At 70.7% G+C, this 19,084-nt stretch carries 20 protein-coding genes; 14 read left to right on the forward strand and 6 right to left on the reverse strand.

Features of this window, described 5'->3' with window-relative positions; translation table 11 throughout:
- The first annotated feature begins 155 nt into the window (after positions 1 to 155).
- Positions 156 to 1,250, forward strand: coding sequence for an Rv2231c family pyridoxal phosphate-dependent protein CobC (gene cobC / locus ACZ601_RS34225; RefSeq protein WP_469545169.1), 1,095 nt, complete (start codon positions 156 to 158; stop codon positions 1,248 to 1,250).
- Positions 1,251 to 1,403: 153 nt separating this feature from the next.
- On the opposite strand, the gene ACZ601_RS34230 is transcribed toward cobC, so the two are convergent.
- Both ACZ601_RS34230 and ACZ601_RS34235 read right to left on the reverse strand, forming a co-directional pair.
- A complete protein-coding gene (locus ACZ601_RS34230) occupies positions 1,404 to 2,492 on the reverse strand; it encodes an SCO1860 family LAETG-anchored protein (protein ID WP_469545171.1) in 1,089 nt (362 codons plus the stop codon).
- A 368-nt stretch (positions 2,493 to 2,860) separates the two neighbouring features.
- Entirely contained in the window at positions 2,861 to 3,937 is a 1,077-nt protein-coding gene (locus ACZ601_RS34235) for an amidohydrolase family protein (protein ID WP_469545277.1), read from the reverse strand.
- Between the two features lie 136 nt (positions 3,938 to 4,073).
- Between ACZ601_RS34235 and ACZ601_RS34240 the strand changes: the two genes are divergently transcribed.
- From ACZ601_RS34240 to ACZ601_RS34265, 6 genes are all read left to right on the forward strand, one after another.
- A complete protein-coding gene (locus ACZ601_RS34240; protein ID WP_469545173.1) occupies positions 4,074 to 5,180 on the forward strand; it encodes a pyridoxal-phosphate-dependent aminotransferase family protein in 1,107 nt (368 codons plus the stop codon).
- A gap of 384 nt (positions 5,181 to 5,564) precedes the next feature.
- Positions 5,565 to 6,029 (forward strand): diaminobutyrate acetyltransferase, encoded by a 465-nt coding sequence (ectA, locus tag ACZ601_RS34245; RefSeq protein ID WP_469545279.1) that lies wholly within the window; start codon positions 5,565 to 5,567, stop codon positions 6,027 to 6,029.
- A gap of 88 nt (positions 6,030 to 6,117) precedes the next feature.
- A complete protein-coding gene (ectB, locus tag ACZ601_RS34250) occupies positions 6,118 to 7,380 on the forward strand; it encodes a diaminobutyrate--2-oxoglutarate transaminase (protein ID WP_469545174.1) in 1,263 nt (420 codons plus the stop codon).
- A gap of 119 nt (positions 7,381 to 7,499) precedes the next feature.
- On the forward strand, positions 7,500 to 7,898 hold the full coding sequence (locus tag ACZ601_RS34255; RefSeq protein WP_024494051.1) for an ectoine synthase: 399 nt from the start codon (positions 7,500 to 7,502) through the stop codon (positions 7,896 to 7,898).
- 6 nt (positions 7,899 to 7,904) lie between these two features.
- Positions 7,905 to 8,798 carry an ectoine hydroxylase gene (thpD, locus tag ACZ601_RS34260; protein ID WP_469545176.1) on the forward strand — a complete coding sequence of 298 codons (894 nt, stop codon included), beginning with the start codon at positions 7,905 to 7,907 and terminating at the stop codon, positions 8,796 to 8,798.
- Between the two features lie 108 nt (positions 8,799 to 8,906).
- Entirely contained in the window at positions 8,907 to 9,920 is a 1,014-nt protein-coding gene (locus ACZ601_RS34265) for a VOC family protein (RefSeq protein ID WP_469545178.1), read from the forward strand.
- 18 nt (positions 9,921 to 9,938) lie between these two features.
- Here the strand turns inward: ACZ601_RS34265 and ACZ601_RS34270 are convergent, their stop codons facing one another.
- The 4 genes from ACZ601_RS34270 to ACZ601_RS34285 form a co-directional block, all read right to left on the reverse strand.
- Positions 9,939 to 11,000, reverse strand: coding sequence for an aminotransferase class V-fold PLP-dependent enzyme (locus ACZ601_RS34270; RefSeq protein ID WP_469545180.1), 1,062 nt, complete (start codon positions 10,998 to 11,000; stop codon positions 9,939 to 9,941).
- Positions 11,001 to 11,164: 164 nt separating this feature from the next.
- A complete protein-coding gene (locus ACZ601_RS34275) occupies positions 11,165 to 11,887 on the reverse strand; it encodes a DsbA family oxidoreductase (RefSeq protein ID WP_469545182.1) in 723 nt (240 codons plus the stop codon).
- Positions 11,888 to 12,012: 125 nt separating this feature from the next.
- Positions 12,013 to 12,498, reverse strand: coding sequence for a GNAT family N-acetyltransferase (locus tag ACZ601_RS34280; RefSeq protein ID WP_469545184.1), 486 nt, complete (start codon positions 12,496 to 12,498; stop codon positions 12,013 to 12,015).
- A 157-nt stretch (positions 12,499 to 12,655) separates the two neighbouring features.
- Complete coding sequence (locus tag ACZ601_RS34285) at positions 12,656 to 12,829, reverse strand: CsbD family protein (protein ID WP_440577775.1); 174 nt, start codon at positions 12,827 to 12,829, stop codon at positions 12,656 to 12,658.
- Between the two features lie 356 nt (positions 12,830 to 13,185).
- Between ACZ601_RS34285 and ACZ601_RS34290 the strand changes: the two genes are divergently transcribed.
- From ACZ601_RS34290 to ACZ601_RS34320, 7 genes are all read left to right on the forward strand, one after another.
- Complete coding sequence (locus tag ACZ601_RS34290; protein WP_469545186.1) at positions 13,186 to 14,052, forward strand: SigB/SigF/SigG family RNA polymerase sigma factor; 867 nt, start codon at positions 13,186 to 13,188, stop codon at positions 14,050 to 14,052.
- A gap of 122 nt (positions 14,053 to 14,174) precedes the next feature.
- Positions 14,175 to 14,648 carry an ATP-binding protein gene (locus ACZ601_RS34295; protein WP_469545189.1) on the forward strand — a complete coding sequence of 158 codons (474 nt, stop codon included), beginning with the start codon at positions 14,175 to 14,177 and terminating at the stop codon, positions 14,646 to 14,648.
- 121 nt (positions 14,649 to 14,769) lie between these two features.
- Positions 14,770 to 15,621: an STAS domain-containing protein gene (locus tag ACZ601_RS34300; RefSeq protein WP_469545190.1), complete on the forward strand. Its 852-nt coding sequence runs from the start codon at positions 14,770 to 14,772 to the stop codon at positions 15,619 to 15,621.
- Positions 15,618 to 16,058: an STAS domain-containing protein gene (locus ACZ601_RS34305; RefSeq protein ID WP_469545192.1), complete on the forward strand. Its 441-nt coding sequence runs from the start codon at positions 15,618 to 15,620 to the stop codon at positions 16,056 to 16,058. Before ACZ601_RS34300 ends, ACZ601_RS34305 begins: the two co-directional genes overlap by 4 nt.
- On the forward strand, positions 16,055 to 16,468 hold the full coding sequence (locus ACZ601_RS34310) for an anti-sigma regulatory factor (RefSeq protein ID WP_469545194.1): 414 nt from the start codon (positions 16,055 to 16,057) through the stop codon (positions 16,466 to 16,468). Before ACZ601_RS34305 ends, ACZ601_RS34310 begins: the two co-directional genes overlap by 4 nt.
- Positions 16,465 to 17,691, forward strand: a complete 1,227-nt coding sequence (locus tag ACZ601_RS34315) for an ATP-binding protein (protein WP_469545196.1) — start codon at positions 16,465 to 16,467, stop codon at positions 17,689 to 17,691. Before ACZ601_RS34310 ends, ACZ601_RS34315 begins: the two co-directional genes overlap by 4 nt.
- Complete coding sequence (locus ACZ601_RS34320; RefSeq protein WP_469545197.1) at positions 17,688 to 19,079, forward strand: PP2C family protein-serine/threonine phosphatase; 1,392 nt, start codon at positions 17,688 to 17,690, stop codon at positions 19,077 to 19,079. Before ACZ601_RS34315 ends, ACZ601_RS34320 begins: the two co-directional genes overlap by 4 nt.
- Positions 19,080 to 19,084: the final 5 nt, after the last annotated feature.

The following is a 19,084-nucleotide window of genomic DNA, read 5'->3' on the forward strand; positions in this document are numbered from 1 at the left end:
GCCGTGCCGGCGCACGTGGCACCGTCCGCGCCCTTCGCGTCGTCAGGTCCGGACCGTTGCGTGAAGCCCGTCGCGGGGCGCATAGTCGTATCGCCGCACTTCCACCCCCACGACGACGGCCATTCCCCCCCACTCCCACCCCCACCATGGCGGTCATGCACACTCCCACTGAGAGCCCCGACGCCACCGGCGCGGGAGCCCACGATCTGCGGCATCACGGTGACGCGGAGGTACGGGGACGGGGCCGGGATCTCACCGACCTCGCCGTCAACGTACGGGCCGGTACCCCACCGGCCTGGCTGAAGGAGCGGATAGCCGCGTCGCTGGGCGCGCTCTCCGCCTATCCGGACGGGCGTCCGGCGCTCGCGGCGGTCGCCGCGCGGCACGGGCTGCCGCCCGAGCGGGTCCTGCTGACCTCGGGTGCGGCGGAGGCGTTCGTGCTGATCGCCCGCGCGCTGCCGGCCCGGCGGCCGGTCGTGGTCCACCCCCAGTTCACCGAGCCGGAGGCCGCCCTGCGCGCGGCCGGGCACGAGGTGGGGCGGGTGCTGCTGCGGGCCGAGGACGGCTTCCGGCTGGATCCGGCCGCCGTTCCGGCGGACGCGGATCTGGTGGTGGTCGGCAATCCGACCAACCCGACGTCCGTGCTGCACCCCTCCGCCGTCCTGGAGCGGCTGGCCCGTCCCGGGCGGACGCTGGTGGTCGACGAGGCGTTCATGGACGCGGTGCCCGGTGAGCGCGAGGCGCTGTGCGGCCGTACGGATGTCCCCGGGCTGGTGGTCCTGCGCAGCCTCACCAAGACCTGGGGGCTCGCCGGGCTGCGGATCGGCTATGTCACGGCGGCACCGGAGACCGTGCGGCTGCTGGCGGAGGCGCAGCCGTTGTGGCCGGTGTCCTCGCCCGCGCTGGCGGCGGCCGAGGCGTGCATGGAGCCGAGGGCGCTGGCAGAGGCGGAGGCCGCTGCGGAGCGCATCGCGGTGGACCGGTGCCATCTGGTCGCGGGGCTGCGCGAGTTCACCGAGATCCAGGTGGTGGAGCCTGCGGAGGGGTCGTTCGTCCTGATCCGGCTCGATCGGGCCTCCGAGATACGGGAGCGGCTGCGGATGCTGGGCTTCGCGGCCCGGCGCGGCGACACGTTTCCGGGACTCGGCACCGACTGGCTGCGGCTGGCCGTGCGCGACCGTACGACGACCAACCGTTTTCTGCAGGTGCTCGACCAGGCGCTCCAGGCGCTGACCGCCATCAGCCGGTGAGCCGGTGGGTCGGTGACGCTTCCATCCTGCCGGTAGTCCCATGGGCGGGGCGGAGAGCGGCGCTCCATCCACGGAGCACCGCTCTCCGCCCCCTTCTCTCTTTCCTACGGCCCCCCGGCCGCCCCCTCGGGCCCTGACGCGCTCATCCGCACGTCAGTTCTGCGCACGCCGCCTGGTCACGACCATCGCGCCCGCGCCGACCGCCAGCAGCAGGGCAGCGCCGCCCGCGATGTACGGCGTGGCGGAGCTGGAGCCCGTCTCCGCGAGGTCGGCGTCGGTGGCGGCGGGTGCGTTGCCGGTGCCGGTCTGCGTCTTCACATCGCCACCGGAGTCACCAGAGCCACCGGAGCTACCGGCGGTGGAGCCCCCGCCGGTAGAACCGCCGTTGCCGGAGCCACCGTCGGACGAGCCCCCATCGGTCGAACCGCCGTTGCCGGAACCACCGTCACTGGAGCCGCCGTCCGACGAACCCCCGTCCGAAGAACCCCCATCCGACGAACCGCCGGTGGAGCCGCCCGGCTCGGGCGCCTTCGGGGTCTCGCAGGTGGCCTCCGCGAGCGTCACCTCGCCCTGCACGTCGGCAACGTTCAGCTTGAGCGGGTTCACCGAGACCTTCAGCTGGAGCGCCGTGGCCGCCGCGGTGCGCGAGGTCGTGTGCGTCTTCGCCAGGTCGAGCGTCACGTCACCGACACCCGGCACATTGACCCGGGTGGTGCCTCCGGTGGTGAGGGTGACGCGCTGGCCGAGCACCTTCACATGCCCCAGCACGTTCGCCTCCGCCACCGGCCGGTGGCCCACCTCGCAGACCGCCTTGGTGGTGATCTGCTCCACCTCGATCAGCGAGAGCAGCGGCAGACCGGGCAGGTGGAGCCGGGCCTTGGCGATGTTGGTGTAGCCCTCGGCACGGTGCTTGTCGACGGTGGCGTTCGCCGTGGCGACATCGGCACGCAGCACCTTGACGGGCTGCCCCTGCTCCACGCCGTCGAGCCGCACGCTGAGCGCGGTCTCCTTCGCGGTGGCCGGTGCGTGCACCTCGTTGAGCGAGGTCTTGAGCGGCACATCGATCGTCTTGTTCAGGAGCGAGACGTCGAGTGCGGTACGGAGCACTACCGCGCTGGCCTTCCCGTCGCCGGTGGTCGTGGCGGTGGTCGCGGTGGCGGCCTGCGCCGGGACGGCGACCAGCAGTGCGACGGGAGCGGCGGCGACCGCCAGGGCGGCGAGGCGGAAGGTGTTGCTGTTCAAGATGGTGGAACCCCCACAAGAGACTTTGGAGCCACCGGCGCCGTCCAATGGGGGACATCGCGGGCACCGGTGGCCTCGACTCCGTGAATCTTTACGCACGGAGGGTGAACTGGCGGATACCTGACGTGAGTTCACCCCAAAGGGGGGTTTCCGTGCCTGTATTCGATTATTCCGGCACGCGCGTTCCCTCAGCCTCACGAATTTCACCCGCTGCACCCGTTTCCCTGAGCGTGAGCGGCTCGAAGACGGTCACGCCGGGGCGCACACGGAAGTGGTTCAACGAGCGGTCCACGCTCCGGTAACTGCCGGTCAACACGGCACACCGACGGGCGGGCCTGCGGGGCCGGCCCGCCCCGCAGGCCCGCCCGTCAGCCGATCACCCGCCCGTTCAGCACGACCCCGCGGGGCGCGGCCAGCACGCGCACGTCCGCCCTCGGGTCCTCGTCGTACACCACCAGGTCGGCCGGAGCCCCCTCCTCAAGGCCCGGCCTGCCGAGCCACGCGCGGGCGCCCCAGGCCGCCGCCGACAGCGCCTCCAGGGCCGGGATGCCCGCCTTGACCAGTTCCGCGACCTCCCCGGCCACCAGCCCGTGGGCCAGCACCCCGCCCGCGTCGGTGCCGACGAAGACGGGAACACCGGCGTCGTACGCGGCGCCCACCGTGTCGTAACGCCGCTCGTGCAGCCGGCGCATATGGGCCGACCAGCGCGGGTACTTGGCGTCGCCGCCGCGCGCCAGCGAGGGGAAGGTGGCGATGTTGACCAGCGTCGGGACGATCGCGACCCCGCGCTCCGCGAAGAGCGGGATCGTCTCCTCGGTCAGCCCGGTCGCGTGCTCCACGCAGTCGATGCCGGCCTCGACGAGATCGCGCAGCGAGTCCTCCGCGAAGCAGTGCGCGGTGACCCGGGCGCCCAGCCGGTGCGCCTCCGCGATGGCGGCCCCGACCTCCTCGCGCGGCCAGCAGGCGGTCAGGTCGCCCACCTCCCGGTCGATCCAGTCCCCGACCAGCTTCACCCAGCCGTCGCCGCGGCGCGCCTCCTGCGCCACGTACGCCACCAGCTCGTCCGGCTCGATCTCGTACGCGTAGTTCCTGGTGTAGCGCCGGGTCCTGGCGATGTGCCGGCCGGCCCTGATGATCTTCGGCAGGTCCTCGCGGTCATCGATCCACCGGGTGTCGGCGGGAGAGCCCGCGTCGCGCAGGAGCAGCGCCCCGGCCTCCCGGTCGTCGACGGCCTGCTTCTCCGTGGTCGCCGTGTCGACGGCCCCGTGGTGGTCGAGCCCGACGTGGCAGTGGGCGTCCACCAGTCCCGGCAGCGCCCATCCGGTGAGGACCGCCGCCCCGTCCGCACCGGCCGGCCGTTCGTACGTGACGCGCCCGTCGACCGCCCAGAGTTCGTCCCTGACCTCTTCGGGTCCGACGAGCACCCGCCCCTTCACGTGCAGCACCCGCGGCGCCTTGTGATCGCTCATGGACAGCACTGTACGAGGGACCATCCGGCGGGCCGCGAGGTGCTGGGTACGCTCGGTGCAGGCCCGGTCCGCAGGCCCGCACACCGCCCCGAACCCGAAGAGAGCACCAACCGTGACGCACCCCTTCCTCGACCTCACCCCGCTCACCGCGGAGCATTTCGCGGCGATCGAGCGGCGGGTGGCCCGCCTCCTCGCCACCGAGCAGGATGTCGTCATCACACAGGGCGAGGCCCTGCTCCCGCTCGAAGGCTGTATCCGGGGCGGCGCCCGGCCCGGTTCGACCGCGCTGAACGTGGTGACGGGCCCGTACGGGCAGACCTTCGGCAACTGGCTCCGGGACTGCGGTGCCGAGGTCGTCGACCTGGCGGTGCCCTTCCACACGGCCGTCACCGCGGAGCAGGTCGCGCAGGCGCTGGCCGCGCACCCGGAGATCGACTTCGTCTCGCTGGTCCACGCGGAGGCGGCGACCGGCAACACCAACCCGGTCGCGGAGATCGGTGAGGTCGTGCGCGCGCACGGGGCGCTGTTCATGCTGGACGCCGTCGCCTCCGTGGGCGCGGAGCCGCTGCTGCCGGACGCATGGGGCGTCGACCTGTGCGTGATCGGCGCGCAGAAGGCGATGGGCGGTCCGGCCGGGGTGTCCGCGGTCTCAGTGAGCGCCCGCGCCTGGGAGCGGCTCGCCGCCAACCCGCAGGCCCCGCGCCGCTCCTACCTCTCCCTGCTGGACTGGAAGGAGCGCTGGATCGACGGTGGGCGCAAGGCCTTGCCGCACGCTCCGGCCCAGCTGGAGATGCTGGCCCTGGAGGCGTGCACGGAGCGGATCGAGGCGGAGGGCCTGGACGTCCTCATGGCCCGTCACGCCGCGGCGGCCGCCGCGACCCGGGCCGGTGCGCTCGCGCTGGGCGGCGGCCTGGCCCCGTACGTGCACGAGGCGAAGGACGCGGCGCCGGTGGCGACCACGCTGCGTACTCCGGAGGGCGTGGACGCGGCGGGCCTGGTGGCGCGGGCGCTCGCCGCAGACCCGTCGCTGCCGCTGATCGCGGGCGGTGGGGCGCTGTCGGGAGAGATGATCAGGGTGAATCACTACGGAGTGGATGCCACGCGGGGCGCGGTGCTCTCCTCGCTCGCGGCTCTGGGGGCGGCGCTGGCCGACGCGGGCCGGCAGGTCAATTTCGAAGCTGCCCGCAAGACGGTTTCGGAAACCTGGCCCAGCGAATAAATTGCGCCGCAATTCAACAATGCGGGGAGCCGGCTCGTCGAGAGCAGCTCCCCGCATTCTTCTTCCCGCTCATCCGAAGGCTAAACACACCAGTTTGAACGAGGCTCTGTCACCCATTTCGGTTGTGTCTCCATAGAGTTATCACGTTGTGACCGACTCCACACCGAGGGCGCTTTGCCCGAAAAATACGGGTCAATTCGGAACGAACCGCAGCCGATTCGCGCTGGAGCGCGCACCCGCGTGATAGCACAGAAGACGCCTTCACCCAACCCTTTTCGTCGATGCAATTTCGAAATTTGCTGGGTAAATTCAAATCCCATGACCGCCGCACCAGCAGATTTTGCACGTGCCCGAAGCGAATTCATCACCATCGACACCCCACGAGTGGAGGACGGAGCCGCGATCTGGCGCATAGCCCGCGACTCCAAGGTCCTGGACCTCAACTCCTCGTACAGCTACCTGCTGTGGTGCCGTGACTTCGCGGCGACCTCCGTGGTCGCCCGCGACGAGACCGGCAGCCCGGTCGCCTTCGTGACGGGGTACATCAGGCCAGACCGCCCCGAGACGCTCGTCGTCTGGCAGGTGGCCGTCGACCACGGCCACCGAGGCACCGGCCTGGCGGCGAAGCTGCTGGACGACCTGACCTCACGGGTGGCCGCGAACCAGGGCCTGGCCTGGGTCGAGACGACCATCACGCCGGACAACACCGCGTCGGACCGCCTGTTCACGTCCTACGCCCAGCGCCACGACGTGGAGCTGGAGCGCGAGGTGCTCTTCGACGGCGGACTGTTCCCGGAGGGCGCTCATCTGCCGGAAGTGCTCCACCGCATAGGCCCGTTCCACGCCTGAGCGTTGCACTTCCGCCGGCGGGCACCGGTGCCCGCCGCGATCCCCTTCACCGCCGCACGTCACACCCCCCTCACGCAGGAGACCCGCTGTGACCATCACCCCGCCCGCCCTCAGTGTCTTCGAGACCCTGGAGTCCGAGGTACGTAGCTACTGCCGTGGCTGGCCCGCCGTGTTCGACCGCGCGCAGGGCGCCCGGCTGACGGACGAGGACGGCCACTCGTACCTGGACTTCTTCGCCGGAGCCGGTTCGCTCAACTACGGCCACAACAACCCGGTGCTGAAACGCGCGCTGATCGACTACATCGAGCGCGACGGCATCACGCACGGCCTCGACATGGCGACCACCGCCAAGCGGGCCTTCCTGGAGACCTTCCAGAACGTCATCCTGCGGCCGCGCGACCTGCCGTACAAGGTGATGTTCCCCGGCCCCACGGGCACCAACGCCGTCGAGTCGGCGCTGAAACTGGCCCGCAAGGTCAAGGGCCGCGAGTCCGTGGTGTCGTTCACCAACGCCTTCCACGGCATGTCGCTCGGCTCGCTGGCCGTCACCGGCAACGCCTTCAAGCGGGCCGGGGCCGGCATCCCGCTGGTGCACGGCACCCCGATGCCGTTCGACAACTACTTCGACGGCCAGGTTCCCGACTTCCTCTGGTTCGAACGCCTCCTGGAGGACCAGGGCTCCGGCCTCAACAAGCCCGCCGCCGTGATCGTGGAGACGGTCCAGGGCGAGGGCGGCATCAACGTCGCCCGCGCCGAGTGGCTGCGCGCGCTCCAGGAGCTGTGCCACCGCCAGGACATGCTGCTGATCGTCGACGACATCCAGATGGGCTGCGGCCGCACCGGCGGCTTCTTCTCCTTCGAGGAGGCGGGCATCGTCCCGGACATCGTCACGCTGTCGAAGTCGATCAGTGGCTACGGCCTGCCCATGTCGCTCTGCCTCTTCAAGGGCGAGCTGGACATCTGGGAGCCGGGCGAGCACAACGGCACCTTCCGGGGCAACAACCCGGCCTTCGTCACCGCGGCCGCCGCGCTCGACGCCTACTGGGCCGACGGCCACATGGAGAAGCAGACCCGGGCCCGGGGAGAGCAGGTCGAGCAGACCCTGCTGGCCATCTGCGCCGAGCACGAAACCGCGCAGTTCCGCGGCCGCGGACTGGTGTGGGGCATGGAGTTCAACGACCCGGCGCGTGCGTCGGCCGTCTGCGCCCGCGCCTTCGAGCTGGGGCTGCTGCTGGAGACGTCCGGCCCGCAGAGCGAGGTCGTCAAGCTGCTGCCGCCGCTGACCATCACCCCGGAGGAACTGGACGAGGGCCTGCGCACGCTGGCCCGCTGCGTCCGCGAGACCGCCTGAGAGGTGGCCGGGTGACCGCGTCCGCTTTCCGGTCGGAGTCACCCGGCCGCCTCCGGCCCGGGGCCGCCCCCGGGCGGGCCCGATGAGAAACACCGTAGAGAGAAAGGCACCGACCCACCGTGATCGTCCGATCCTTCAGTGACATCGAGAACACCGACCGGCATGTGAAGGCCGCCTCCGGCACCTGGGAGAGCAAGCGCATCCTGCTCGCGCAGGAGAAGGTGGGCTTCTCGCTCCACGAGACCACGATGTACGCCGGTACCGAGACGTCGATGTGGTACGCCAACCACATCGAGGCGGTCCTGTGCGTCGAGGGCGAGGCCGAGCTCACCAACGACGAGACCGGCGAGAAGCACTGGATCACTCCCGGCACGATGTACCTGCTCAACGGCCATGAGCACCACACCATGCGCCCGAAGACGGATTTCCGCTGCGTCTGTGTCTTCAACCCGCCCGTCACCGGACGGGAGGAGCATGACGAGAACGGTGTCTACCCGCTGCTGACCGAGGAGGTCTGAACCACCATGACCACTGATGTACGCGCCGACCTGTACCCATCGCGCGGCGCCGCCGAGATGACCACTCCCCGCCAGGACCCGGTCATCTGGTCCGCGCCCGGCGCACCGGGTCCGGTCGCCGCGAAGGATCTCCAGGGATTCGAGCGGGACGGTTTCCTCACCGTCGGCCAGCTGATCTCCCCGGACGAAGTGGCCGGCTACCACGCGGAGCTGGAGCGGCTGATCGCCGATCCGGCGGTCCGGGCCGACGAGCGCTCGATCATCGAGCCGAAGTCGCAGGACGTCCGCTCGGTCTTCGAGGTCCACCGGCTCAGCGAGGTCTTCGCCCGGCTGGTCAGCGACGAGCGCGTGGTGGGCCGGGCCCGGCAGATCCTCGGTTCCGACGTGTACGTCCACCAGTCCCGGATCAACGTCAAGCCGGGCTTCGGCGCCTCCGGGTTCTACTGGCACTCGGACTTCGAGACCTGGCACGCGGAGGACGGTCTGCCGAACATGCGGGCGGTGTCCGTCTCGATCGCGCTGACCGAGAACTACGACACCAACGGCGGGCTGATGATCATGCCCGGCTCGCACAAGTCGTTCCTCGGGTGTGCCGGCGAGACGCCGAAGGACAACTACAAGAAGTCGCTCCAGATGCAGGACGCGGGCACCCCGTCCGACGAAGCGCTGACGAAGATGGCCGACCGGCACGGCATCAGGCTCTTCACGGGTCAGGCCGGTTCTGCGACCTGGTTCGACTGCAACGCCATGCACGGCTCCGGGGACAACATCACCCCGTACCCGCGCAGCAATGTCTTCATCGTGTTCAACAGCGTGGAGAACAAGGCCCAGGAGCCCTTCGCGGCTCCGGTCCGCCGCCCGGAGTTCATCGGGGCGCGGGACTTCACCCCGGTGAAGTAGAGCCGGCCGGGACATGCGGAGACCCGTCGCGCAACGCGCGGCGGGTCTCCGCATGTCCCGGCATATCTCGCTGGACCCCGACGGCGCCCACGGGCGACAGTGTGGCCCATGACTTCACACGTACACCACGTCACCGTCGACTGCGCCAACGCCTATGAACTCGCCACGTTCTGGGCCCAGGCGCTGGGCGCCTCGCTGGCCGACGACGATTTCCCCGGTGACCCCGAAGCTCTCGTCGAGACCCCGGGTGCCGCGCTGCTGTTCATCACCGTGCCCGAACCGAAGAGCACCAAGAACCGCGTCCACTTCGACGTCCAGCCGGACGACCGCACCCGGGACGAGGAGGTCGAGCGACTGCTCGCCCTCGGCGCCACGCTGGTGGCGGATCACCGCAGGCCGAACGGGCGGGGGTGGGCGACCCTGGCCGATCCGGAGGGCAACGAGTTCTGCGTGGAGTGCGGTGCGCGGGAGCGGGCGCTGCTGACCGGGACGCGGCTGCCGGTCACCGCGGACGACGTGACCTCTGCGGTACGGCTCGCGGTCGCCGCGCTCAGGGAGTCCCCGGCGAAGGACTGGCACATCCCGGCGGGGACGCTCACCTGGGACTGCTGGGAGACCGTGGAGCACCTGAGCGACGACCTCTTCGCCTATGCCGCCCAACTTGGCCCGCAGTCACCTCCGTTGGACCGCGAGGTGCCGTTCCACTGGACCAGGCGGCACGAGGGCGGACCGGCCAACGCGATCTTCGCCGACCCGGCGGCCGGTACGGCGGGGCTGCTCCAGACCCTGGAGGCCAGCGGGGCGATGCTCGCGGCGATGGTCGGGACGACCTCGCCGGATGTCCGCTCGTACCACGGCTTCGGGATCTCCGACGCGGAGGGGTTCGCCGCGATGGGCATCGTGGAGACCCTGGTGCACACCCATGACCTGGCCGAGGGCCTGGGCGTCGGCTGGACTCCGCCCGCAGACCTCTGCCACCGGGTGCTGGCCCGGCTCTTCCCGGACGCCCCGGACGACAGCGACCGGTGGACCGTACTGCTGTGGTCCACCGGTCGCGCCGAACTGCCGGGCCGCGCGAGGGTGTCGTCCTGGAAGTGGCACGGCGCCCCGCTGACGGACTGACGGACCGACGGACGGGGCTCAGCCGGTGAGTACGTCCAGCGCACGGTCCACGTCGGCCTCGGTGTTGTACAGGTGGAAGGCGGCCCGCAGGTTGCCGGCCCGGTTGGAGACCATCACCCCGGCCCGCACCAGTTCCGCCGCCCGCTCCCCGAGTCCGGGCACCGCGACCACGGCCGACTCCCCCGGCACCGCCTCGCGCCCGGCCCCGGCCAGCCCGTCCCGGAAGCGGGCCGCCAGGCCGGTGGCGTGGCCGTGAAGGGCGTCGATGCCGATCTCGTTCAGCAGGGCGAGGGAGTGCTCCGCGCCGTGGTACGAGAGGAACGCGGGCGGTTCGTCGTAGCGGCGGGCGTCGGGCGCGAACTCGGCGACCGGCCCGTAGGTGCTGCCCCACCGGTCGGCGGCGCTGACCCACCCGGCGAACACCGGCGGCAGTGACTCCTGCGCCTCCTGAGTGACGGTGAGGAACGACGCGCCGCGCGGGCAGAGCAGGAACTTGTACCCGCCCGCCACCGTGTAGTCGTACGCCCCGGCGTCGAGCGGCAGCCAGCCCGCGGACTGGGTGGTGTCCAGGAGCGTGCGGGCCCCGTGCGCGGCGGCCGCGGCCCGCACCGCGTCCAGATCCGCGGTCCGGCCGTCGGCCGACTGCACGGCGGAGAAGGCGACGAGCGCGGTGTCCGGACGCACCGCGTCGGCCAGCTCCTCCAGCGGGACGTAACGCGTCCGGAGATCGCCGCGGGCCGCGAACGGAGTGACGACCGAGCTGAACTCCCCCTCCGGAGCGAGCACTTCGGCCCCGGCGGGCAGCGAGCAGGCGATCAGGCCGACATGGACGGAGACCGAGCTGCCGACCGCGACCCGTCCTGCCCCGACCCCGGCAAGCCGCGCGAAGCCCTCCCGCGCGCCGTCGGCGGCCTCGAAGTCACCGGCACCGTCCCGGCGGCCGGTGGCGTTCTCCTCGGCGAGGGCTTTCACAGCGGCCACGGTACGGCGGGGCAGCAGCCCGCAGCTGGAGGTGTTGAGGTAGGCGGTCTCCGGCGCGAACTCGGCGTCGACCGCACGGCTGAGCGAAGAGATCATCATGCGCCCAGCCTGGGGGCCCCCTCAACCCATAGTCAATCACCAATAGTTAAGGGGTACCCCCAAGCAACGCTTATGCGTGCGGGCGGCTCCGGCCATCGGCGGGCTGACGCGCACTCAGGTGACCCGGGACCAGCCGCACGCTCACGCGCGCAGGCGTGCGCAGGTCAGCCGTTGCCGCCGCCCGCCGCCGGAACCTCGCACGCGCCGTCCGCGTCGCAGGCTGCGGCGTCCCCGCCGATGGCGGTCAGCGGCCGGTCCTGCCAGGCCTGCTCCAGGGCCTGGGCGAAGACCTCGGCGGGCTGGCCGCCGGAGATCCCGTACCGCCGGTCCAGCACGAAGAACGGCACCCCGTTGGCCCCCAGCTCGGACGCCTCCCGCTCGTCGGCCCGCACCTCGGCCGCGTACGCCTCGGGGTCGGCGAGCACCGCACGCGCCTCGTCGGCGTCCAGCCCGGCCTCGACGGCGAGGTCGACCAGCACCTCACCGTCGAAGACGGACCGCTCCTCGGCGAAGTTCGCCCGGTAGGCGATGTCCAGCAGCGCGTCCTGACGGCCGCGGCCCTTGGCCAGGTGCAGCAGCCGGTGGATGTCGAAGGTGCTGCCGTGGTCGCGCCCCTCGCTGCGGTAGCCGAGCCCCTCGGCCTGCGCGTTGGCGGCGACACCCGCCTCCATGGACCGTGCCTCCTCGGGGCTGCGCCCGTACTTCCGCGCCAGCATGTCGAGCACCTGCACGGTGTCGCCCTTGGCCCGCCCCGGGTCGAGCTCGAAGGAGCGGTGCACCACCTCGACCTCGTCGCGGTGGGCGAACCCGGCCAGGCCCTTCTCGAAACGGGCCTTTCCGATGTAGCACCACGGGCAGGCGATGTCGCTCCAGATCTCGACGCGCATGACTCTTCAACTCTCCAGGGCTCTCGGGGGGCTGCTCACGCAGCACGGGGGAACTGAGAAACCCTCCGCCCCGTGGGAACGCGTGTCCGGGCCCGTGACATTCCCGACCGCCGTTCCCGCCTTGCTCAGGCGCTCACCTCGGCCGGCACCGCCAGGCGCAGCACCAGATGGTCGCTCGTGCGGGGGTGATCCAGATCGGGGGCCCAGCCCCGGGCCACGTAGAAGGACTGGGCGCGGGTGTTGTGGACGAACACCTCCAGCCGGGCTTCGGCCACCCCGTCCCGCCGCCAGGCCGCCACGCACGCCTCGTGCAGCTCGGTGCCGATGCCCTCGCGCCAGCGGTCCGGTGCCACGTGGAGCTGGGTCAGGTGCATGCCGCCGTCCCGCACGGCGTGGGCCGCGATTCCGGCGAGGACGCCGTCCCGCTCGGCGCAGAGCACGGTGGCGTCGGCGCGGTCGATGGCGCGGGCCCAGCCGCCCCGGCTGCGGCCGACCTCCTCCACACCCAGGTACTCCTCCTCCGGGAGGTGGCCTCGGTAGTAGGTGGCACGCGCTTCGGTGTGCAGGCGGACTATCTCGTCGAGATCGGCGGGCGTGGCTATTCGGATCATGCTGAAGGGGACGCTCCCGGACGGCCGGGGGTTGCGGCCGGGTCCGTCCTGCGGAGCACGGGCCGCCGCGACCGCTTCAAGGGCCGGAAACGCGCGGGGCCGCCATGAACGATTCGTTCATGGCGGCCCCGCGCGTTCGAAAGGCGAGAAAAGGCGGTCAGTCCTTGAGGACGTCCTTTACCTTTTCCTTGGCCTGACGGGCATCGCCCTTGGCCTGGTCGGCCCGGCCCTCAGCGGTGAGTCGTTCATTGCCGACGGTACGGCCGGCGGCCTCCTTGACCTTGCCCTTGGCCTGCTCGGTCTTGGCCTGAGTCTTTTCATCGGCAGCCATGTCACTCACACCTTGCTGTAGTCGAGTTCGGGACACCCACCGTCTGACCCGCACCGCCCGGCTCAAACCACACGGCCCGACATCTTGTCTCGGCGTAAGAAGAAAATAATCGGGACGGTGTGAATCCGGGATCTTGAGTCACCGGGGCGGGCATGCTTCCCGCCCTTCCGGTCCTCCTCCTCGCGCTCGGCCTTCTCCTCGCCCTGATCCTTCCGGTGCAGGCCAGGGCGGCAAGCGCGGCCGCTGGTATCGCTGGTGACGCGAACTCACCGGCCGGACGCGTGGATCGCGTATGCGTGGGTACCCGGGCGTACGCAAAAGCCCCTGAGGGCACCTTGGTGGAGGGAAACAAAAACATGCCGGCACCTGTGCAGGCCCCGGTCCGAAGAGCAGCCGCCGCACCGGCCACCCTTCCGGAGATCGCCGATCCGCAGAAAGTCGCGCCGAAGGACGCCCGCCATTTGAGCAAACTGTTCTTCGACCGGCTACAGGTCCTCGAAGAGGGAACGGTCGAGTACCAGTACGCGCGTAACACGCTCATCGAGATGAACCTGTCGCTGGTCCAGTTCGCCGCCAAGCGCTACCGCAATCGCGGCGACGGCCAGATGGAGGACATCATCCAGGTCGGCACCATCGGCCTGATCAAGGCCATCGACCGATTCGAGCTCAGCCGTGAAGTCGAGTTCACCTCCTTCGCGATTCCTTACATCGTGGGCGAGATCAAGCGGTTCTTCCGCGACACCACCTGGTCCGTCCACGTCCCCCGTCGGTTGCAGGAACTGCGTGTCATCCTCGCCAAGGCGAAGGATTCCCTCGCCACCGAACTGGACCGTGAGGCCACGGTCGCGGAGCTCGCGGCCCACCTGCGGATCAGCGAGGAGGAGGTCATCGAAGGGCTCATCGCCGCGAACGGCTACACGGCCGGCTCCCTCGACGTGCCCGTCGGCGGCAACGACCGCGGCGAGGCCGGGGCAGGTGCCACCTACGCCGATATCACCGGCGACAGCGACCCCGGCATGCAGTTGTTCGAGGACCTCCATGCCTTGGCGCCACTGCTGGAAACCCTCGGAGAACGTGATCGCACCATCATCCGGATGCGCTTCGGCGAAGAGATGACCCAGTCCCAGATCGGCGCCCACCTGGGGGTCTCCCAGATGCACGTCTCCCGGATGATCACCCGGATCATCGCCCGGCTCCGGGCCGACATGCTCACCGAGGACTGACCGCCCCGGGCTCGGATCCCCGTGACACCGGTGCACATGGTCGAAGCCGACTGTGTCGGACGGGGTTTCGGGGGTACGAGCCCGTCAGACGGGTGACAGAGGTCCGGCGACGGGGGAAATCCATGGACCAGGCAGCACAGGAACGCGTCGGGCAGTCCATGGCGGGCGGCCCCCCTGCGGTGTCCGCGACGTTCGAGGACACTACGGAGATCGCTGAGGCCCGCGCGCTCGCCCGGTCATTCCTGGCGGACGCCCAGGCGGTCCACGGCTTCCCGGTGTCGGACCGCGCCATGGGGAACGTGCAGCTCGTGGTCAGCGAACTGGTCACGAACGCGCGCAAGTACGCCCCCGGCACCTCCCTCCTGACACTGGACATCCAGGGCGGAGCGGTCCGTGTGCGCGTGTGGGACAGCGGTACGGAGCTGCCGGTCGTCCTGGCCCCCGACTCCTCCCGGATCGGCCAGCACGGCCTGGAGATCGTGATGGCGGTCTGTCAGAGCCTTGCCATGCACAGGAAGCCGGTCGGCAAGGAGATCATCGCGACCATCGCTCTCGCCGACGACCCCGGTGGCAGCATTCTCGGCATGCGGATGTGACGGGCGCCAGCCCGGATGTTCACCCTCGTGACCTTGCTCCAGCCATGCAGCGGTTTCCCCCGGATGGCTTAATGTTTCCCTCAAGCAAGAGTTTTCGCGCTTACTCCTGAGGATGTGTGTCGTGGCTGGTAGAGGCGTTTCGGACCGAGTGGTCGGTCTGTTGTCCGTCCGGGGTGAGGACCTGGGCACCGCGTGGGCGGACAAGGTCTCCGGCTCGCTGGGCGGGCGGGTGAGCCGCGCGGAGGTCCACCGCGAGCTGGAGGAGCTCTACACCGCGCTCGTGGCAGCTCTGAAGGAGGGCAGCCTGGACGGTCGCGGAGAAGCGTTCGGTGAGGTACGCGCCCTGCTGAGCGAGTTGTCACGTGACCGCGCCCGACAGGGTTTCACTCCCACCGAGACCGCTGTCAGCGTCTTCGCCCTCAAGGAGGTCCTGGAACCCGCCCTGTCGGGCGAGGACGGTGACGTACAGGCATACCTGCAGTTCGCCGCGCTGCTGGACACGCTCGGGCTGTTCACCATCGAGGTGTACTCACGCGCTCGCGAGGATCTGATCTCGGCGCAGGCCGAACAACTGCTGGAACTGTCGACGCCGGTCGTGAAGCTGTGGGACGGCGTGGTGGGCGTTCCCCTGGTGGGCACCCTGGACTCGGCGCGCACGATGGTCGTGATGGAGAAGATGCTGCAGGCGCTGATCGACACCGGCTCCGAGCAGGCCATCATCGACATCACCGGCGTCCCGGCGGTGGACACGGAAGTCGCCCAGCACCTGTTGAAGACCGTGGTGGCGGCCCGGCTGATGGGCGCCGAGTGCACCATCTCCGGCATCCGCCCGCAGATCGCACAGACCATCGTCGCCCTGGGCATCGACTTCGGCGACATCGTGACCAAGGCCACCCTGGCCGACGCCCTGCGGCACACACTGCGCCGCTCCGGCCTCTCCGTCTCGCGCACGGCTCCGCAGGCGGGACAGTGAGCGAGCGGGTTCCGGTCCTGCGGATCGGGCAGACGCTGCTGGTGTCCATCCAGACGGATCTGGATGACCAGGCAGTGATGCTGCTTCAGGACGACCTGTCGGCCGCGGTGGTGGCGTCCGGGGCGCACGGAGTGGTCATCGACATCACCGCTGTGGAGATCGTCGACTCCTTCGTGGGCCGGATGCTGGCCACCATCGCCGCCATCTCGCGCCTGCTGGACGCGCAGACCGTTGTGGTCGGTATGCGCCCGGCCGTCGCCATCACCCTGGTCGAGCTCGGCCTGTCCCTCGGCGGGGTGAAGACAGCGCTGACTTTGGACAAGGGGCTGCACATGCTGGAGCGAGCCCGCTCCGCGGCAACGAACGAGCACATGTTCGGATCTCAGGGCCCGGCCCGTCACGGGAGCGCCGTCCAGGACACCGCGGCCGAGCAGTGAGCGGCAGCTCCGACGGCCCAGAGGTCTTGGAGATCAGCGCCAACGCCGGGGTCGTACAGGCCCGTCAACTCGTCCGCACCCTGGCGCAGCAGTGCCGTCTCTCGCTGGTGGAGCAGACCAAGCTGATCACTGCCGCCAGTGAACTGGCACGCAACACCCTCATTCACGGTGGTGGCGGCACCATGACCGCCGCCCTGGTGGAGGAGCGCGGCCGGCACGGGGTGCGTCTCGTCTTCGCCGACCAGGGGCAGGGCATCGCGGACACCGACCTTGCCATGACCGACGGATGGACCTCGGGCACCGGCATGGGCCTGGGCCTTTCGGGCTCCAAACGACTCGTCGACGACTTCGTCCTGGACACCGCGCCGGGGCAGGGAACCACCGTGACCATCACCAAGTGGGGCCGATGAGCGCCCGTGGCGAGCTGCTGACGATGGACTGCGAAGACGTGGCCTGGTTCCGTGACCAGCCGGAAGCGGCCCGGGGCTCCGCCGCGGCCCTCGGCCGGCGCATCGGTCTCGGGGAGACGCGCACCGCGGAGCTGGTCCTGGCGGTGGCCGAGCTCACGGCCAACATCACCAAGCACGCCGTCAACGGGTCCCTGCTGCTGCGTGTGCTGCGCAATCAGGACGTGGCCGGGGTGGAGGTGGTCGTCGTGGACGGCGGCCCCGGAATGGCCGACGTCCCCGCGGCCCTCCGGGACGGGACCTCGACGGCCGGGACCCTGGGTATCGGCCTGGGCGCCGTACGCCGTCTCGCCGACAGCTTCGACATCCACTCGCAGCTGGGGATGGGGACCGTACAGGTGGCCGGTTTCTGGCCGCGCTCCTCGCGCCCCTCAGGGACGGGCGAGGTGGTCGTGAGCGGGATCACCCGGGCGATCGGCGGCGAAGAGGTCTGCGGTGACGCCTGGGTGGCCCGCGTGGATACCGGCGAGGAGACGGCGCCGGAGCACCGCCAGGACACCGGGCCACGGCGGGTCACGGGGCTCGTCCCGCCGGACCGGTCGGCCACAACCGACACCCGGACGCCGGGCGAGCGGCTCTTCGGAGCCTCGCCGGGCTCCGATGCATTGCCGCGCTCCGGAGCGAAGCACCGTTCCGTACCGGTGCGTGCCGCTGTCGCGGGGCCGGGGCGGGGCACCCTGGTGATGTCCTGCGACGGACTGGGCCACGGGCCGATGGCGGCGCTGGCCGCCCAGGCCGCGGTCAAGGCCTTTCGCACCGGGGAGCCCCGCACACCCGAGCAGGCCATGGAGCGGGTGCACCGGGCCCTGCGTGGAACCCGTGGCGCCGCTGTGGCCATCGCCCGCATCGAGCCGGACGGCCGGGTGCTGTTCTGCGGCGTCGGAAACATCACCTCAGCACTGGTCACCGGCACGACCCGCGCCAGCCTGATCTCGCACCCCGGCATCGTCGGCAGCCAGATGCACCAACTGCGCACCTACGAGAACCGCCTGCCCGCCCGGGGAGCCCTGATCATGCACTCCGACGGACTCAGCGAACGCTGGACCCCCGCCGACCTGGCCTCCGTGCTGCACCACCCTCCCGCCCTGATCGCCGCCCATCTGCTGCGGCAGGCCGGAACCCGCCGCGACGATGCCAGCGCGGTGGTAGCGAAGGCGGCGGGGTGAGCGGGCAGCGCTCCGGCGATCACACGCCCGTGCTGGTCACCCCCCTCAGCACCGAGCAGGACGTCTTCGCTCTGCGCCGCAACGTCAAGATCGTCACCCAGGCCGTCGGCCTCGACAGCCGTGACCAGGTACGCCTCGCCACCGCACTGAGTGAACTGGGCCGCGACCTGCTGCGCCCGGCCGCCATGACCGCCGCCTTCAGTGTGCAGCGGCAACCGGCGGCGTTTCAGGCCCTCCTGCAGTGGCGGGACGACCGTGAGCCGAGCCGCGAGTCGCTGACCGCCGTCACCCGCCTGCTGCCGCAGACACGCTACGAACCTGCCTCTGACACCCCGCAGGACCCGGCGGTGCCCGCGACCCGTCGCCGCGGCGGCCGGATCGAGATCACCTGCCTCATCCCCGGGTCCGCCGCTCGGGACCTGGACGTGGACCAGGTGTCGGCGCTCCTGCGGTCGGACGGTCCTGCGAGCGCGATCGACGACCTGCGGGCGCAGTCCCGTGACCTGATGGCCGCGCTACAGGAGGCGCACGCCCAACGCGACGAGTTGGAAAGGCTCAACGAGGAGCTGACCGAGACCAACGCCGGGGTGATGGCCCTGTACGCGGAGCTGACGGTCGAGCACAAGGACGTCGTGGAACGCTTCGGGGAGGAACACGAACTCGCCCTGGCCCTGCAACGCACCTTCCTACCCGATTCGCTGCCGCAGGCACCTGGGGTGGAGCTCGCCGTGCGCTACCTGCCCGCCGCCTCCACGGCCGAGATCGGCGGCGACTTCTACGAAGCCGTCAACACCCCGCACGGACTTCTCCTCGCGGTCGGCGACGTCGTGGGCCACTCCCTCCAAGCCGCCATGGTCATGGGGGAACTGCGCCACGCCCTGCGTGCCTACGCCTGCCAGGGGCACCCCCCGCACATCCTGCTGCGGCATCTGGACCACCTGCTGGGCCTGCATCAGCCGGGATGGACAGCGACGTTGTGCATCGTCCTGATCGAACCCGCCAACGATCGCCTGCACGTCGCGAACGCCGGCCATCTGCCACCGCTGCTCCTGGCCCCGGACGGCGCACCCCGCTACCTGAACGAGCACGGCCCGCTCCTGGGCCTGGGGCTCCCGCACCCCGTCGCCGTCAGCCACCCCGTCGAACCGGGCAGCCGCCTCCTGATGGTCACCGACGGCCTCATCGAGACCCGCGACAGCGGCCTTGACGACCGCCTGAAGATGCTGGGCGCCGCCGTCGCCGCCGGGCCGGAGGGGCCCGATGAGCTGTGCTCCGAACTCGTGACCGCGTTCGGAGCCGATCCCGTGGACGACATCATCGTCTTCGCGGCCCGCTTTCACCCGCCGGACATCCGCAGCGCTCTGCCCGCGCCTCGGTCCCCCGTATAGCTAGC

Source organism: Streptomyces sp. NPDC104307 (assembly GCF_055584045.1).